Source organism: Nibribacter koreensis (assembly GCF_039541795.1).
Classification (GTDB): Bacteria; Bacteroidota; Bacteroidia; order Cytophagales; family Hymenobacteraceae; genus Nibribacter; species Nibribacter koreensis.
This window is the reverse complement of record NZ_BAABGX010000001.1, coordinates 416,216-433,334: the sequence shown is the minus strand read 5'-3', so window position 1 is coordinate 433,334 and position 17,119 is coordinate 416,216. Positions and strand designations below refer to the sequence as shown.

The following is a 17,119-nucleotide window of genomic DNA, read 5'->3' as shown; positions in this document are numbered from 1 at the left end:
TTGGCCTATTTTCCAGAAAACGGGTCAAAAACGGCATGGGCTCCGGCTAAGTTTGAAATAATTGCTATTTTTGTCGGGATACTCCCTTATGGCTGCAAAACACCTTCAACATACCAAAAAGAAAAAACTGGGCGCTTACCCGCACGCCATGGTGGTCTTCAGCATCACGCTGGCGCTGTTTGTCATTGGCCTGTTTGGGGTCCTTTTGATTCATGCTAAGGAGATTTTCAACCTGGTGAAGGAGAACATGGAGGTGCAGGTGTACCTGGAGCGTGACCTTACCCCGCTGGAGATAGAAAAACTCAAAAACACCCTTAGTAGAAAAGAATTCATTGCCCTGGACAACGGCAAGCCCCAGGTAACCTTCCTTTCCAAAGAGGAAGGCGCCCGTGAGTTCATTGATGAAAGTGGCGAAGATTTCCTGACCTTTTTGGGCGAGAATCCTTTAAGAGATGCCTTTATCCTGCGCATCAATCCAGAATACGCCACCTCTGCCCAACTCAAGAAAATACAGGAAGACCTGCAGAACACCGTAGGCGTGTATGAGGTGGGGTATGTAGAGAGCCTGATCAATTCCATCAATGAGAACCTGCAGAAGGTGAGCATCATCTTGCTTTCTTTTGCGGCCATTCTGGTGCTCGTGGTGATGATCTTAATCAACAACACCATCAAACTGGCGCTTTTCTCGCAGCGTTTTTTGATCAGAAGCATGCAGTTAGTGGGCGCTACCTCCTTCTTCATCCAAAGACCTTATCTGAACCGAGCCACCATTCAGGGCTTGATTAGTGGCTTAATTGCCTCTGCTCTGTTAATGGGTTTGTTGCAGTACGCCTACAGCCAGATTGCTGAGCTTTACCTGCTGAGAAACGATGAGCAGATTCTCATTCTCATGGCTACCTTGTTGGTGCTGGGCAGTGTGATTGGCTTCTTTAGCTCTTACCGCGCGGTGCGTAAATACCTGCGCTCTTCCCTAGACGATCTTTATTAAAATATTCTTCCTCATGGAAAACAATAACAACACGTCCCCTTCTTCGGCCTTTGGGCGCCGCAACTTCATGCTGATGATTATTGGCTTGGTGATAATGGCCGTTGGCTTCATTTTGATGTCACTAGACACGGAGCCGTATGGTTACGGTTTTCTGGGTTTAACCCTGGGCCCTATTGTGTTGGTAGCGGGTTTCCTGTTCCAGTTTTATGCTATCCTGGCTAAACCACGCAAAGACGTCTAGATGGATATTTGGCAAGCTATCATCCTGGCCATTATTGAGGGATTAACTGAGTTTTTACCGGTGTCTTCTACCGGGCACATGGTCATCGCCTCCAGCCTTATGGGCATTAGTGCCTTTGAGTTTACCAAGATGTTCACCGTCACCATTCAGTTTGGTGCCATCCTTTCTGTGGTGGTGTTGTACTGGAAGCGCTGGATCAATTCCTTTGATTTTTACAAAAAACTGATGGTAGCGGTAGTGCCTGCTCTCTTGATTGGCTTCGCCTTGAAAGATGTAGTAGACGCCATGCTGGAGCGCGTAGAGGTAGTGGCTATCAGTTTGGTCTTAGGGGGTATTATCTTGGTGTTTGTGGACAAATGGTTCAAAGACGTAGAGAATCCTGTGACTACGCCTAGCTACAAGAATGCCTTCATCATTGGTTTCTTCCAGTGCATTGCCATGATTCCTGGCGTGTCTAGGTCGGCGGCCAGCATCATTGGCGGTTTGACGCAAAACATGACCCGCAAGACCGCCGCCGAGTTCTCCTTCTTTATGGCGGTACCTACCATGCTGGCGGCAGCCACGTACTCTGTTCTAACAGACTTCCTGAAGCTGGAAATTTCTGACATCGTATCATTAAACGTTCCTAAGTTTCAAGCTGGTTTAGCTGCCATCAATACCCACGACTGGCAAGTCTTGTTAGTAGGAAACGTGGTAGCGTTTGTGGTAGCCATGGCGGCTATCAAGTTTTTTGTAGGCTTCTTGACCAAATACGGTTTTAAGCTGTTTGGCTATTACCGTATTGTAGTTGGTTTGATCATTTTGTTGCTCTTAGCCATGGGCATTGACATACAGTTGGTATAATGCAAGAAGCACCCTATGATTTTGAGGCGGGAGCCATCCTGCTCTTTAACAAGCCTTTGACCTGGACGTCTTTTGACCTGGTCAAGAAAACCAAGTTCGCGCTTAAGATTAAAAAGATTGGCCACGCGGGTACCTTAGACCCTTTGGCGACGGGCTTGCTGATCATGTGCACCGGTAAATTCACTAAGCGCATTGAAGAGATTCAGGCACAGGAAAAAGAGTACACCGGTAAATTCATCATAGGCCATACCACGCCTTCTTTTGACCTAGAGACCGAAGTGGATAGCACCTCTCCTACAGACCATCTCACCGAAGAAATGCTTCAAGAAGCGGCCGCGTCTTTCTTAGGAGAGATTGACCAGACGCCGCCTATTTATTCGGCGGTGAAGGTGAACGGCGAGCGGGCCTATAACATTGCCCGTCGTGGGGGCGAAGCTGAGATTAAATCCAAGCGCATCACCATTAAAGCCTTTGACTTAACCGCCATTGAGGGCAACCAGGTGTCTTTTAGGGTGGTTTGCTCCAAGGGAACCTACATCAGGAGCCTGGCCCGTGACTTTGGTTTAAAGCTGGGTTGCGGTGCGTATCTGTCTGAACTGGTGCGTACCCGTATTGGAGAATACCGCGTAGAAGATGCCATGTCTTTAGACCAATTACAGGAACTCCGTGAAAAGCAACTGGGGCCGGCATGATTGTCATTAGGGAGCTAAAAGATTTTCCAGAGCTGCCGCAGGCGGTGGTGACGTCGGGTACCTTTGACGGGGTGCACGTGGGTCATCAGAGAATCTTGTCGCGCCTGACAGAGACTGCCCGCCAGCACAACGGCCAGAGCGTGGTGCTCACCTACTGGCCGCATCCGCGCACCGTCCTCAACCCAAATGATACCTCGCTTAGGTTACTCTCTACCATTGAGGAGCGCATTGAGGCGCTGGAGAATTACGGCGTGGATTACATCTTGATCCTACCTTTCACCAAAGAGTTTGCCCAGCTATCCTCAGAAGAATACATTCAGCAGATTCTGCTCAACACCCTGCACACCAAGAAACTGGTGATTGGGTATGACCACCACTTTGGCAGAAACCGCGAAGGCAATTTTGACTACCTCCAGCAGAATGCCAGTCGCTATGGCTTCGCCGTGGAGGAGATTCCGCGACAGGACATTGACGAAGTGGGCGTTAGCTCCAGCAAAATTAGAACCGCCCTGGAGAAAGGCGATGTAGAAACCGCCCACAAATACTTGGGCCGGCCTTATACCGTCACTGGCACCGTAGTCAAAGGCAAGCAACTGGGCCGCACCATTGGCTACCCAACCGCCAACCTGCAGGTTAAAGATACGCTTAAGCTCATTCCCGCGCAGGGTGTGTACGCCGTTCTGGTGAACACGCCGCAAGGCCAGTACAAGGGCATGCTCAACATTGGCGTGAACCCTACCGTGGATGACAGCGGCAAGCAGACCATTGAAGTCCATCTCTTTGATTTTAACGCAGACTTGTACGGCCAAGAAATCACGCTTCTGTTCATCGCCTACATTCGGCCGGAATTGAAGTTTGACGGATTAGAAATGCTCACCCAACAACTGCACCAAGACCAGGAATCTGCCTTACACCTGTTAGGATAAATCTGGCAAATCCGTAACTTCACCTCGGGCTTACACGATAAGGAAGAAGCGCAGGCAGCCCTCATTGCTGATTCACTGTCATTAAACTTCTTGGCTATGGTTAAAAGCATTCTTGCCGTTCTTACGGGATTAGTTGTGGGATTCATCACTATTTTCTTGGTAGAACTGGTCGCGCAACAAGTCTACCCACTTCCTTCTGAAGTCAACCTGCAAGACCCCGAAGCCATGGGCGCCTACATGGCCAATGCCCCTATGGGTTCGCTTGTGCTCGTTTTAATGGCCTATGCCTTAGGCTCTTTCTTGGGTGGCATGGTGGCTGCAAGGTTAGCACCCAACAAGAAAATGGTCCACGCTATTGTAGTAGGAATTCTACTACTCTTAGCTGGTATCGCCAATTTCTATCTATTGCCTCATCCTATTTGGTTTATCATCTCAGCGGTGATTATCTACCCTTTGATGTCCTTCTTCGGCGGGGCCATGGGCTCCAGAGACATGCCGTAAGCATGTCGTTTTTGGCTTATTTTCCAGAAACCAAGCCAAAAACGACATTCCTATTTTAAAACACGATTGCTCATCTTCATACTATATTTCTTTTTATGATTAATAAAGTAGTACAAGACGCCGCGGCCGCTTGCCAGGACATTCCAGACGGAGCCACTCTCATGTTGGGTGGTTTTGGCTTGTGCGGCATTCCAGAGAACTCCATCCAAGAGTTATTGAAAAAAGGCGTGAAGGACCTTACCTGCATCTCTAACAATGCCGGTGTGGATGACTTCGGAATTGGTCTATTATTGCAGAAACGCCAAGTCAAGAAAATGATTTCCAGCTACGTGGGTGAGAATGCCGAATTTGAACGGCAGCTATTGTCTGGCGAGCTGGAAGTGGAGTTGATTCCGCAAGGCACATTGGCCGAGCGCATTAGAGCCGGAGGAGCCGGTATCCCCGCGTTCTTCACCCCTGCCGGGTATGGCACCGAAGTAGGTGAAGGCAAAGAAAGCCGCGAATTCCACGGCAAAATGTACCTGATGGAAGAATGGCTGAAGGCTGACTTCGCCATTGTGAAAGCCTGGAAAGGCGACACCGCCGGCAACCTCATCTACAAAGGCACGGCCCGCAACTTCAATCCCATGATGGCCACCGCCGGCAAAATCACCATTGCCGAGGTAGAGGAACTGGTACCCGTGGGCGAACTGGACCCGAACATGATTCATACGCCCGGCATCTACGTGCAACGCATTTTCCAAGGCAAAGACTACGAGAAACGCATTGAGCAACGCACTACTCGGTAATGTGCTAATTGTCTAATGTGCTCATGTGCTATTTCTAGCGGATGAGTTAATGAATTAATAATGGAACGTGAAATAGGGAAAGGAAACGCTATAGTAGCGAAGTCTTTTGATTTTGCTTTGTCCATTGTTGTCTACTCAGAGACATTAGAACAATTACGCAAGTATGTAGTGGCAAATCAACTTTTGAAAAGTGGGACTTCTATAGGTGCAAATGTTTGGGAAGCTCAGCATGCAGAAAGCAGGGCTGACTTTATTCATAAGCTCAAAATTGCAGCTAAAGAAGCCAACGAAACTGAGTATTGGCTTTTGCTTTGCAAACACAGTGAACATTATCCTGATATTGAGGATAAGTTGGAGAAATTATTAGAACTGCAGAAACTGCTTTCCAAAATTATTTCCTCCACAAAAAACAATTAACACATCAGCACATTCTTAATTAGCACATTATGCTAGATAAACACGGAATAGCAAAAAGAATAGCGCAGGAAGTAGAAGACGGCTTCTATGTGAATTTGGGTATAGGAATCCCCACGTTGGTGGCTAATTATATCCCAGAGGGAATGAACGTGGTCCTGCAGTCTGAGAACGGCTTGCTGGGCATGGGACCTTTCCCGACGGAGAATGAAGTAGATCCAGACATGATCAACGCGGGCAAGCAGACGGTGACCACCTTGCCGGGCTCGGCGCTGTTCAGCTCTGCAGAGAGTTTTGCCATGATTAGAGGCGAGCACGTGCAGCTGACCATATTGGGGGCCATGGAAGTCTCTGAGCGCGGCGACATAGCCAACTGGAAGATTCCGGGCAAGATGGTGAAGGGCATGGGCGGTGCCATGGATTTGGTAGCCTCGGCCAAGAACATCATCGTGGCCATGCAACATACCTCCCGGGACGGCCAGTCCAAGCTTCTGAAGAAATGCTCGCTGCCCATCACCGGCTTGGCCTGCGTAAAGAAAATTGTAACGGATTTAGCGGTGATTGACGTGACGCCAGAAGGCTTCCGGTTACTGGAAAGGGCACCGGGCGTGACGGTAGAACAGATTCAGGCGGCTACTGAGGGCACGCTGATCGTAGAAGGCGACATCCCCGAAATTAAAGTGTAAAAATCAACGTTACCTCTCAGGCGAAGGCTCTTCTCAACAAGGGCCTTCGTCGTTTTTGGCCTGTTTTCCAGAATAGAAGCCAAAAACAGAAACTGCGCAAATTGCGTTACCTTTGAAACGCCCAACGCAAAGCAGTAACTTTGTGCTAATTACCTTTCTTTACTATGAGTGAAAATACCGAACATAAATTAATACTTCGTCCGCTTACCACCGCCGATTACAAGGAGGTAAAACAAATCATGGAGCTGGTCTACACCAACCTGGGCGGCTCCTGGACCCAGAAAGAATTCTCCTCGCTGTTAAAGCGCTTCCCAGATGGCCAGTTGTGTATTGAAGACAAAGGCCGTGTGGTGGCTGCCGCATTGGGCCTCATTGTCCAATATTCTGAGTTTGGTGACAAACACAGCTATGAGCAGATTACCGGTGGCGGTAAGTTTGACACCCATGATCCTAACGGTGACACGCTGTATGGGGTGGATGTGTTTGTACATCCAGAATACCGCAACTTGCGCTTAGGCCGTCGTTTATATGATGCCCGCAAGGAACTTTGCGAAAACCTGAACCTGCGCGGTATTATCCTGGGTGGCCGTATACCGGGCTATAAGGAGCATTCAGATAAGATGACGCCGGGCAAGTACATTGAACAGGTCCGCAACAAGGAAATCTATGACCCTATCCTGACCTTCCAGCTGAGTAACGGATTCCACGTTAGGAAAATCATCAAAGGCTATATGCCGCAGGACAAGGAGTCCAAGGCCTACGCGTCTCTGTTGGAGTGGATCAACGTCTACTATGAGGAGAAGGAAAAGCTAGTGGGTGGTACCAAAAAGGTGGTACGTATTGGCGTGATTCAGTGGCAGATGCGCCAGATGACCTCCTTGGAAGACTTTGAGCAACAGTTGGAGTTCTTCGTGGACACGGTGAGCTCGTACAAGGCAGACATGGTCATGTTCCCTGAGTTCTTCAACGCGCCTTTGATGGCCTTGACGGATGAGAAATCCCCATCAGCGGCCATTAGAAAACTAGCGGACTATACAGACGGGATCCGGGAGAAGCTGATTCACTTGGCCTTGTCTTATAACATCAACATCATTGCGGGCAGCATGCCTGAGTATATTGACAACAAGTTGCACAATGTAAGCTACTTATGTCGCCGAGATGGTACTTATGACAAGCAGTACAAACTGCACGTGACTCCAGACGAAGCCCACTATTGGGGGATGCGCGGCGGCAACAAGCTCAACGTCTTTGACACCGACTTCGGGAAGATTGGCATATTGATTTGCTATGACGTGGAATTCCCAGAACTGGCGCGTATGCTGTCTGACCAGGAGATGAAAATCTTGTTTGTGCCGTACCAGACAGATACGAAGAACGCGTATCTGCGCGTGCGTCATTGCGCCCAGGCCCGCGCCATTGAGAACGAGTGCTACGTGGCCATTACGGGTAGCGTGGGCAACTTGCCCCGCGTGGAGAACATGGACATCCAGTACTCACAATCAGCGGTATTCTCTCCTTCAGACGTTGCCTTTCCGCACGATGCCATCATTGCAGAAGCTACGCCTAACACCGAGATGACCTTGATCGCCGACCTAGACTTGGACCTACTCAAAGATCTGAACACCACCGGCAGCGTGCGTAACTTGAGAGACCGCCGGAAGGACTTGTACAACCTAAGCTGGCTCCACCAAAAGGAAGACGATCTCACCGAGATTTAATATAAACAGCAGAGGCGCCTAAGTAGGCGCCTCTGCTGTTTAATGGGAATTCCGTTTTTGCCCTATTTACCAGAAAACAGGCCAAAAACGGATTTACTTCTGCTTTAGATCGAACCTCAATTTCAAGTATTTCTGCAAGGTGTAATCATATGCGTACTGGCCTAAGACCCAGCCCACGGCTCCATCCCTGAATCCTTGTTTGATGAGGTACCATTTCACCCAGGCGGCAAACGGACTGAACAGTATCTTTTCCCAAGTAGCTTTCTTGCCCCTCGCGGCCATGTCTTGCGCGGCAATGGACGTGTAGAGGTTCAGCTTCCTGTAGAGGTCTTCTACTTTGTTGAACGTGTAATGAAGCACGAATCCGTCTAAGGTAGCTTCACGCTCATGCCCGCTGGGGGTTTCATGCACCATGTTGCTGCGGTCATTGAAGTTGACCACGTCTTTCCTGAACAACCTTAGCGGGAAGTCTGGGCTCTTGATAGGATAAAACGTCTGCACCTCCTGCCCCATCACCACCCATTTACGCTGAATTTTTAACGCTTGAATATTAGTAGTGCCTGCCGTCTCTTTAAATATTCGCAGAGCATCCACTAAACTTTGGTCAGGCACCTCGTCAGAATCTAGACTTAAGACCCATGTGTGCTGGCATTGTTCCAAGCCAAAGTTGCGCTGGTTCTTGAAGTTGTCCAGCGGCCGGTATACAAACCGAGCACCATACTGCTCGGCTATGGCTTTGGTTCTGTCGGTACTGCCAGAGTCTATGAAAACCAGATCATCCACTACGTACTGCAGCGGAGCAATCACTTGCTCCAGATACTCCTGGCTGTTGTGGGTAAGAATGTAGCAAGAAAGCGAAACAGACGTCATGGCGATTCAAATTCAATTTTGGAACGTGAAGGTACTAAATCCGGCTCACTCACAGGTAAAGCTACCCTTTGGCCTTTTTTAAAAGCAGCTTCGTTTGTGGCTTGTTTTCCGGAAAATAGGTCAAAAACGATTTCCTATTAGCTTCTCTCCTGCCCTTCCTGCCAACTCATTGGTTTTTGCTATCTTCGCGGACTTACCCATTTTACCCATGAGCAAAGACAAACCATCCATCCCCAAAGGCACCCGTGATTTCGGTCCGGCCACGGTGGTGAAACGTAATTATATCTTCTCCGTCATCAAGCGCACGTTTGAGAAATTCGGGTTTCTGCCGCTAGAGACGCCGGCCATGGAAAACCTGTCTGTCTTAACCGGCAAGTACGGCGATGAAGGCGACCAGCTTATTTTCAAGATCCTCAACTCCGGTGACTATGCCAGCAAGATTACGGCGCAGGACCTGGAGAATGGCTCCAAGCCGCTCACCCCAAAAATATCAGAGAAAGCCCTTCGCTATGACCTCACCGTGCCGTTTGCGCGCTACGTGGTCATGAACCGCAACGAGGTGGCCTTCCCGTTCAAGCGTTACCAGATCCAACCTGTTTGGCGCGCCGACCGTCCGCAGCGGGGCCGTTACCGCGAATTCTACCAGTGCGACGCCGACGTGGTAGGCACTAATTCCCTGCTCTGCGAGACCGAAATCATCCTCATGATGGACGAGGTGTTGAGCACCCTGGGCTTGGATGATTTCACCATCAAATTCAACCACCGCGGCTTATTGGCCGGTATAGCCGAAGCCATTGGCGCCAACGGCCGCGAAGCGGATCTGTGCGTGGCCATTGACAAATTGGACAAGATTGGCCAGGACGCCGTGAACCAGGAGTTGTTGCAAAAAGGCTTCACGCAAGAGGCCATTACCAACCTGCAACCTGTCTTAGGTTTGAGCGGCGATGTAGCTGATTTGCTTCCGCAGTTGGATACGCTTTTGCAGAACTCTGACGAAGGGAAACGCGGCTTGCAGGACATCAGAAGCATGTTAAGTTATCTGGAAAGCCTAGAAGTAAAACAGGCCAAATTACAGTTGGATGTGACCCTGGCCCGCGGCCTATCTTACTACACCGGTTGTATTTTTGAGGTGAAGGTTAACAACGTGCAGATGGGCTCCATAAGTGGTGGTGGCCGGTATGACAACCTCACGGGCATGTTCGGGTTGCCGGGCGTGTCGGGCGTGGGCTTTTCGTTTGGCGTGGACCGTATTTTTGATGTGCTAGAAGAATTAAACCTCTTCCCCGAAGGTAGTCAGACCATCACGCAGGTGCTCATAGCCAATTTTGACGAGGCCTCTATGCGCTATTCCCTGCCGGTCTTGCAGGCACTTAGAACCATGGGCATTTCTACGGAGCTCTACCCAGATTCTACCAAGCTCAAAAAGCAGATGACGTACGCTGACCAGAAGCAGATTCCGTTTGTGTTGTTGATTGGTTCTGAGGAAATGGAAACCAGCCTGCTCAACCTGCGCAACATGCGTACCGGCGAACAGCACCGCTTAAGCCTCACTGAGATTATTGACCATCTACAAACCTACTTTTCTGCCTAATGCCTGAGCAACACCTGATTTCGGCGGCCCCGTTTTCCTTAGCACAAATAAGCCAGGTTTTGCGCGGCAACATGTCCTTGGCCCTGTCACAGGATGCGGAGCAACGCATCACGCACTGTTTTGAGTACTTGCAACAGCGGCTGGAGCGGTCGCAGGCGCCGGTGTACGGCATTAACACGGGCTTCGGGTCTTTGTGCAACACCATCATTGGCCACGACAGCCTGGAAGAACTGCAGCGTAACCTCATGATGTCCCACGCCTGCGGCACCGGGGACGAGGTACCCGCCGAAGTGGTGAAAATCATGCTCCTGCTCAAGGTACAGTCTTTGTCCTACGGGCACAGCGGCGTGCAACTAGCTACCGTGAACAGGTTGATTTCCTTTTACAATAGAGAAATTTTCCCCGTCGTCTACCAACAAGGTTCTCTAGGCGCCAGTGGTGATTTGGCTCCCTTGGCGCATTTGTGTCTGCCTTTGTTAGGTTTGGGCGAAGTGCGTTTTCAGGACTTTAAACTGAAGGGCCATGAAATTCTGGACATCTTCAGCTGGGACCCAATTCAGTTGCAGGCCAAGGAAGGCTTGGCGCTATTGAACGGTACCCAGTTCATGAATGCCTATGGTGTTTTATTGTGCCTACGTGCCCGTCAGATTGCCGCCGCCGCCGACGTTTTAGCCGCGCTGTCTCTGGAAGCCTTCGACGGAAAAGCAGACCCGTTCCAGCCGCACATCCATCAGGTGCGTCCGCACAGTGGGCAACGCCAGTCAGCGGCTACTATTCTCCACCTCTTGGCCGGAAGCGAGTTGCAACAGCAGCCCAAACAGCACGTCCAGGATCCCTACTCCTTTAGGTGCGTGCCGCAGGTGCACGGGGCCAGTTTAGACGCTTTGGCCTACGTGGAGCAGGTCATTACCACCGAGATGAACTCGGTGACGGACAACCCGAACATCTTCCCGGAGGATGATTTAATCTTGTCTGGCGGCAATTTCCATGGGCAGCCTTTGGCCTTGGCGCTGGACTTCTTCAGCATTGCCCTGGCAGAGTGGGGAAGCATTTCAGAACGCCGCACGTACCAATTGATTTCTGGTCAGCGCGGATTGCCGCATTTTCTGGTTTCTAACCCGGGGCTTAACTCGGGGTTGATGATTCCGCAATACACGGCGGCGTCCATCGTTAGTCAGACAAAGCAATTGTGCTCCCCGGCCAGCGTGGATTCCATCGTCTCCAGCAACGGACAAGAAGACCACGTGAGCATGGGCGCCAACGCCGCCACCAAAGCGTACAAAGTGCTGGAAAATGTGGAGCGTGTGCTGGCCATTGAATTGATGACGGCGGCGCAGGCCATGGAGTTCAGACGACCGGCGCGCACCTCTCCCGCCTTGGAACGCGTCTTAGAAGCCTACAGGACGCAGGTGCCTGTGCTGGAGAAAGACCGCGTGTTGCATGATGATATTCAGCTGAGTGTGCAGTTTATTCGGCAGTTTCCGTTTCAAGAAATTATAGCGTGAGAAACCTTCTCCTGATTCTGTTCTTTTTCTGTGGCTGGGCGTTCAATGCCCAAGCCCAATGCTTTTTAGCCTACAATGAACAGAACCAGGTAGTAGAGACTTTTTGCGTAGGCCAGCGCATTACGTTTAAAGACAATACCACGGGCGGCACCGAGTACTACGATTTTGACAAGAGCAACGGCCTGGACTTCAATGCCCAGCAAACGTCGTTTACCTTTACTGCGCCCGGCACTTATACCGTCACCCAGCTCAAGAACGTTAGCAGCACGCTCTGTGAACGAACGTTTGAAGTAAAAGCCGCCGTTCCCTCCTCCCCGCCGGTCATTCAGAAATTGGTGCTCCAATCCAACGGGATTCAACTACAGATTCAAGCGAGCGCCATAAATGACTTGGTGGTGGAACAAGCCGCCGCCGCTAATGGCACGTTCTCTCCGGTCACCACGCTGGCGCGGGTGCCGGTAGGCCAAAGCTCGCATTCAATTACTCTACTATCTGTCTCTGGATGTTTTAGGGTGCGTGTGATTAATGTGTGCACCGGGCAGGAGGACATTATCTCCAACATGGTCTGTGCGCAAGGATTGCAAGTCACTGCCGGAGACCGCCAAAATATAATCACCTGGACGGCCAATCCTAGCCCTGGCAGCGTGGTTAACTACCAGTTACTGCGCGGGGGGCAACTCTATCAAAATCTTCTAGGCACTCAAACTACTTTCACAGACGCCCAGGTGGCCTGCGGAAGAACCTATACTTACCAATTGGTGGCCTTGCTGAATAATGGAAGCCAAAGCATCTCCCTGCCCGTGCAAATCGTGACAACCGGTACCACCCCACCGGCGGCGCCTTTCCTGCTGGTGAGCTTCAATCTGCAGAACCAGGTACAGGTAGAATCCTTTATCCCTGCCCAGGAAACGTTTAAGGAGCAAAGCATTTACCGAAACCTGAACAACGGTGTTTTTGGTCTACTTTCTGAAAAACAAGCCAAAAATGCGGTAGACGCCACTTTGCCAACCTTAACCGCCAGGCCCTGCTATCAAACCACCTACGCAGACTCTTGTAGCCTCACCTCTGCCAGAAGTAACACCGCATGCCCGGCCATCCTTACCGCCGAGCGGCAACAGAATGGTCAGGTAAAATTGAGTTGGTCGGCGTATGAAGGTTTTCCGGAGGGCGTTGAAAGCCAGACCTTAGAACTGCTGGATGAGCAAGGCTCAGTTTACTGGAGCACGCCAGTCACCGGTCAAGGCTATGTAGATGTGCAACTCCAGGACCGTTTCCAGCGCCTTACTTACCGTATTTTATCCAAGGCCAGAAACGCAACTTACCAAAGTTACTCTAACACGGCCAGCGTAGAACAGGCCTTTCAGTTCTACTTCCCAAATGCGTTTACGCCAAACCAGGACGGCCTCAACGACACGTTCAAGGCCATAGGCAAATTTGCAAGCAAGTTTGAGTTGCAGGTGCTCAACCGCTGGGGCCAGGTGGTGTTTGAGAGCAAGGATTTCAGGCAGGGCTGGGACGGCACCTACCAAGGTAAACCAGCCCCGGCCGGCACCTACTTGTACCGGTTTGAGGCCGTAGACGTGAACGGTCAGCGGCTCAGCAAAAGCGGACCGGTGACTTTGGTGCGTTAGTCGTTTTTGGGCTATTTCCCGGAAATCAGGTCAAAAACGGAATTTCACTTTACGTTTGAAATCTTTGGCTTTGGCTGTACTTTTGGCAGTAGAGGCAGCGCAGGAAAATCCCTGGAAAGCTGTTTCGCGTTAATAAAAATCTAAGGTGGAGATCCTCTACCTATCCACTAAATAGAAAGGAGAAGCTATGTTTGATATGATGGGAATGATGGGCAAGGTGAAGGAAATGCAGGCCAAGATGAAAGAGGCCCAGGAAAACCTGAAGCACATCACGGTCTCAGCAGAGGCGGGCGGCGGCTTGGTAAAGGCCACGGCCAGCGGCGAAAAGCGCATCTTGAAGATTGAGATAGACGAGACTCTCATGAAGCCAGAAGACCGCGAAATGTTGTCTGACCTGGTGGTGGCCGCCGTGAACAAGGCCCTGGCAGACGCCGGCGAAAAGGCACAAGAGGAATTGAAAAAACACACTTCGGGGATGCTCCCTAATATCCCTGGCTTAGACTTGAGCGGCTTTGGATTATAAGAAACCTACCGTGGCGGTGGTCATTCTAAATTGGAACGGCCGCCGCTGGTTAGAACAGTTTTTACCCAACGTTTTGGAGCACAGCCCAGACGCTGAGGTCATCGTCGCGGACAATGACTCCTCAGATGACTCTGTGCAATATGTCACAGCTAATTTTCCGCAGGTCAGGCAGATTGTGCTGCCAGAGAACTTCGGGTTCTGCGAGGGCTACAACCAAGCCTTGCAACAGGTAAAGGCCACGTATTACGTCCTCCTCAACTCAGACGTGGAAGTGACGCCCAACTGGTTGACGCCTTTGGTGGCTTTACTAGAGTCCAACCCCAAGATTGCCGCCTGCCAGCCCAAAATAAGATCCTATTACCAACGCATGCACTTTGAGTACGCCGGTGCGGCCGGTGGTTTTTTAGACGCGTATGGCTATCCCTTCTGCCGTGGTAGGTTGTTTGACACCGTGGAGGAAGACCTGGGCCAGTATGATGATACCCGTCCTGTCTTTTGGGCCACGGGCGCTTGCATGATGGTGCGGGCCAGTGCCTACCATGAGGCCCAAGGGTTAGAGAAAGCCTTCTTCGCGCACATGGAAGAAATTGACCTGTGCTGGCGTCTGCAGAACCTGGGCTACCAGATTTACTACCAAGGCGAAAGCCATGTGTACCACGTGGGCGGCGGCACCCTACCCAAAGCCAATCCTAGAAAGACCTTTCTCAATTTTAGAAACGGCGTGGCGCTGTTGTATAAAAACCTGTCAGAAAAAGAAGTAAACCGGGTCTTGCTAACCAGGTTGATTTTGGACGGCGTGGCGGCAGTGCAGTTTTTATTGAAGGGTCAGTTTAAGCAAGTGCAAGCCATCTGGGATGCGCACCAAGAGTTCTTCGCACAGAAGAACATCTATTGGAAAGAAAAACGCGCGGCCTACCCCCTTAAAAAAGAAACCACGCAATTGACTGGTTGGTACCGCAAAAGCGTGGTGTGGCAATATTTTGTTAAGGGCAAAAAGACGTTTAACGCGCTAGACGTCCCAGACGGTGCTACGCTCCCGGCGTAGCGTCTTGCGCACGTTCAGCCAGAAGGCCATGATCAAATAGACGATCACCGGTGACCCGAACGTTAGGAAGGAAAGATAGATAAAGGAAAGCCGTATGCTACTGGTGGCAAAGCCCAGCTTCTCCCCGAGTTTCGTACACACTCCAAAGGCTTGGCTTTCTAAGAAATACTGCACTTGTTTCATGGTAAGAGAATTAGGGTGCCTAATATAAATAATTTTACAGCCAAACGTCAATAAATCCACGGCAAAAGGCGCAATAGAGTACCTTTACCTAACGCTGTAAGCCGTGTTATACGATTTTCCTTAACTTTAGATATGCCCAAGTCCGTTACCCGCTCCCTATCAACTGTTCTGGTGTTCCTCTTATTGTGTCTGGCCAACGCCTGTACCTTTCCTAGACTAGTGAAAAAGCTGGAGCGGCAACAAACCCTCACCGTAGAACCTAAGGTCTTGATGACGCGGGGCCAGGAGGTGCCGGTAGAAGTAAGAGCTGAGGTGCCTCAAAGCCTGCTCAAGAAAGACTACCGCTACGGCATACGCATCTATTACAAGACGGACAAAGGCACCCAAGACCATGTAGGCTCCCTCCCCTATGACTTTGGCGAGTATAATTTTGAGGCTGGCAAGGCGTATTTGCAACGGTCGTTCAGTTTCCCATTCACTCCTTCCAAGGCCCGCGGTCAGCTGATGGCGCAAGGCGTGCTCACCAATCCCAAAGGCAGGATTCGCTACACCAAACCAGTTGCGTTGGCACCCGGCATCAGAACCACGCCTAGTTTGGTCAAACACGCATTTGGCGCCGAGTACATACCCGGCGAGTATAAGAACGAAAGCACTGAGCCCTTAAAATTCACCATCTATTTTGACCAGGGATTGGCTACGCTCAAACACGGCTTCGGTAACAATTTGCAGCTACTGGATGATTTCATTCTGTCTAACAAGAAAACCAAGCGGGTAGACATTTTGGGCGCCCACTCCCCAGACGCCGAAGAGGCTTCGGCGCGCAACCTGGCGGCCCGCCGGGCGGTGGCCCTGGAGCGGTATATCAAGCAAAAGTTTGAGACCGAGTCATATGTAAATGACACCAAAACCGTCAAGTTCAACGTGCGTTCCCTGCAACAGCACTGGGACTCCTTTTTAGGACGGGTACAGACATCTGCTTTACCTAAGGACCAGGTCAATGAGATTCTAGAGATAGTGAACGGCGAAGGCTCTTTCAAGGAAAAGGAGGCCATGCTTCAAAAACTCCCCTCGTTTGAATACCTGGAAATGTACGTGTACCCGGTGTTGCGCTACGCCGAGGTGGCCGTGGACTACATTCCCAATCCACGTAAAGACTACGAGATTTACCTGACGGCCCGCAAAATTGTAGAGAACAAACTAGGCACTGACGCCCTCACCCCTGAGGAGATGCAGTACGCCGCCTCCCTCACCCCGCTGCTAGCCGAAAAGAAAAAGATGTACGAGGTGGCCGTGGCCACCCACATGCAATGGCGCGCCTTGAACAACCTGGGCATGATTTACCTGGAGCAGGCGCAGAAAGAACTGAAACCAAAAGTAAAGCAAACGCTGCTGGAGAACGCCATCCTCAATTTCAGGTACGCCGCGCACCGTCAGCCCACGGCCCAGCTGTTTTACAACCTGGCCATTGCCCACCACCAGCACGGAGACCACTTGGAAGCCCTGCACAGCTACAATTACAGCGTGAAGCTGGGCGGCCCGTTGCCCGTCTTGCAACAGGTTTTTACAGACAAGGCCGCCCTTGAACTAGAGGTGGGACAATATGACGATGCCGCCGGCAGTCTGGCCTACGCCGGAGATGGCTACGCCGCGCAATACAACCGCGCCCTGCTCTACTTCCTGAAGGAGAATTATGAAGACGCCGCCAAGCTGGCCCAAAAAGTCCTGGACCAACAGCCCAATGATGCTACCACGCACTATTTGTTGGCCGTGATGGGAGCCAGAACCAAGAATGAGCCTCAGCTCACAGAGCACCTCAAGAAAGCCATTCAGGCAGATGCAGACTTGGCGGGCAAAGCCATTGAGGACCTGGAGTTCATGGACTACCACAAAACGCCGGCTTTCAACGCGGCATTCCAAAAATAAAAAGCGTCGTTTTTGGCTTATTTCCTAGAAAACAGGCCAAAAACGGAAGAA

Annotated in this window: 18 protein-coding genes; 16 read left to right on the top strand and 2 right to left on the bottom strand. The window is 50.8% G+C overall.

The window, feature by feature from the left end; all coding sequences use genetic code 11:
* Positions 1-88 precede the first annotated feature (88 nt).
* The 10 genes from ABD880_RS01840 (at position 89) to ABD880_RS01795 (ending at position 7,797) form a co-directional block, all read left to right on the top strand.
* On the top strand, positions 89-988 hold the full coding sequence (locus ABD880_RS01840) for a cell division protein FtsX (RefSeq protein WP_345161736.1): 900 nt from the start codon (positions 89-91) through the stop codon (positions 986-988).
* A gap of 13 nt (positions 989-1,001) precedes the next feature.
* Positions 1,002-1,229, top strand: a complete 228-nt coding sequence (locus ABD880_RS01835) for a DUF3098 domain-containing protein (RefSeq protein WP_345161734.1) — start codon at positions 1,002-1,004, stop codon at positions 1,227-1,229.
* Positions 1,230-2,072: an undecaprenyl-diphosphate phosphatase gene (locus tag ABD880_RS01830; protein WP_345161732.1), complete on the top strand. Its 843-nt coding sequence runs from the start codon at positions 1,230-1,232 to the stop codon at positions 2,070-2,072.
* On the top strand, positions 2,072-2,764 hold the full coding sequence (gene truB, locus ABD880_RS01825; RefSeq protein ID WP_345161730.1) for a tRNA pseudouridine(55) synthase TruB: 693 nt from the start codon (positions 2,072-2,074) through the stop codon (positions 2,762-2,764). The genes ABD880_RS01830 and truB overlap by 1 nt, the downstream gene beginning before the upstream one ends.
* Positions 2,761-3,690, top strand: a complete 930-nt coding sequence (locus tag ABD880_RS01820) for a bifunctional riboflavin kinase/FAD synthetase (protein WP_345161728.1) — start codon at positions 2,761-2,763, stop codon at positions 3,688-3,690. The genes truB and ABD880_RS01820 overlap by 4 nt, the downstream gene beginning before the upstream one ends.
* 96 nt (positions 3,691-3,786) lie before the next feature.
* Positions 3,787-4,191 (top strand): YrzE family protein, encoded by a 405-nt coding sequence (locus tag ABD880_RS01815; RefSeq protein WP_345161726.1) that lies wholly within the window; start codon positions 3,787-3,789, stop codon positions 4,189-4,191.
* 95 nt (positions 4,192-4,286) lie between these two features.
* Positions 4,287-4,979 (top strand): CoA transferase subunit A, encoded by a 693-nt coding sequence (locus ABD880_RS01810; protein ID WP_345161724.1) that lies wholly within the window; start codon positions 4,287-4,289, stop codon positions 4,977-4,979.
* Positions 4,980-5,039: 60 nt separating this feature from the next.
* Positions 5,040-5,396: a four helix bundle protein gene (locus ABD880_RS01805; RefSeq protein ID WP_345161722.1), complete on the top strand. Its 357-nt coding sequence runs from the start codon at positions 5,040-5,042 to the stop codon at positions 5,394-5,396.
* A gap of 29 nt (positions 5,397-5,425) precedes the next feature.
* Positions 5,426-6,079: a 3-oxoacid CoA-transferase subunit B gene (locus tag ABD880_RS01800; RefSeq protein ID WP_345161720.1), complete on the top strand. Its 654-nt coding sequence runs from the start codon at positions 5,426-5,428 to the stop codon at positions 6,077-6,079.
* 164 nt (positions 6,080-6,243) lie between these two features.
* Complete coding sequence (locus tag ABD880_RS01795; protein ID WP_066510479.1) at positions 6,244-7,797, top strand: bifunctional GNAT family N-acetyltransferase/carbon-nitrogen hydrolase family protein; 1,554 nt, start codon at positions 6,244-6,246, stop codon at positions 7,795-7,797.
* A gap of 93 nt (positions 7,798-7,890) precedes the next feature.
* Here ABD880_RS01795 and ABD880_RS01790 read toward each other — a convergent pair whose 3' ends face one another.
* Positions 7,891-8,667 carry a glycosyltransferase family 2 protein gene (locus ABD880_RS01790; RefSeq protein ID WP_345161717.1) on the bottom strand — a complete coding sequence of 259 codons (777 nt, stop codon included), beginning with the start codon at positions 8,665-8,667 and terminating at the stop codon, positions 7,891-7,893.
* Between the two features lie 208 nt (positions 8,668-8,875).
* Here ABD880_RS01790 and hisS point away from each other — a divergent pair, with 208 nt between their 5' ends.
* The 5 genes from hisS to ABD880_RS01765 all read left to right on the top strand — a co-directional run bounded on the left by hisS (position 8,876) and on the right by ABD880_RS01765 (position 14,962).
* Positions 8,876-10,258 carry a histidine--tRNA ligase gene (gene hisS / locus ABD880_RS01785; protein ID WP_345161715.1) on the top strand — a complete coding sequence of 461 codons (1,383 nt, stop codon included), beginning with the start codon at positions 8,876-8,878 and terminating at the stop codon, positions 10,256-10,258.
* Positions 10,258-11,763 (top strand): histidine ammonia-lyase, encoded by a 1,506-nt coding sequence (gene hutH, locus ABD880_RS01780; protein WP_345161713.1) that lies wholly within the window; start codon positions 10,258-10,260, stop codon positions 11,761-11,763. Before hisS ends, hutH begins: the two co-directional genes overlap by 1 nt.
* On the top strand, positions 11,760-13,394 hold the full coding sequence (locus ABD880_RS01775; RefSeq protein ID WP_345161711.1) for a T9SS type B sorting domain-containing protein: 1,635 nt from the start codon (positions 11,760-11,762) through the stop codon (positions 13,392-13,394). Before hutH ends, ABD880_RS01775 begins: the two co-directional genes overlap by 4 nt.
* Positions 13,395-13,581: 187 nt before the next feature.
* On the top strand, positions 13,582-13,917 hold the full coding sequence (locus ABD880_RS01770) for a YbaB/EbfC family nucleoid-associated protein (protein ID WP_066510468.1): 336 nt from the start codon (positions 13,582-13,584) through the stop codon (positions 13,915-13,917).
* Positions 13,907-14,962 (top strand): glycosyltransferase family 2 protein, encoded by a 1,056-nt coding sequence (locus ABD880_RS01765; RefSeq protein ID WP_345161707.1) that lies wholly within the window; start codon positions 13,907-13,909, stop codon positions 14,960-14,962. Before ABD880_RS01770 ends, ABD880_RS01765 begins: the two co-directional genes overlap by 11 nt.
* Here ABD880_RS01765 and ABD880_RS01760 read toward each other — a convergent pair.
* Positions 14,927-15,145, bottom strand: a complete 219-nt coding sequence (locus ABD880_RS01760) for a PspC domain-containing protein (RefSeq protein ID WP_345161705.1) — start codon at positions 15,143-15,145, stop codon at positions 14,927-14,929. The genes ABD880_RS01765 and ABD880_RS01760 overlap by 36 nt on opposite strands.
* 132 nt (positions 15,146-15,277) lie before the next feature.
* Here ABD880_RS01760 and ABD880_RS01755 point away from each other — a divergent pair, with 132 nt between their 5' ends.
* Positions 15,278-17,068, top strand: a complete 1,791-nt coding sequence (locus ABD880_RS01755) for a tetratricopeptide repeat protein (protein ID WP_345161703.1) — start codon at positions 15,278-15,280, stop codon at positions 17,066-17,068.
* The last annotated feature ends 51 nt before the right edge of the window (positions 17,069-17,119 follow it).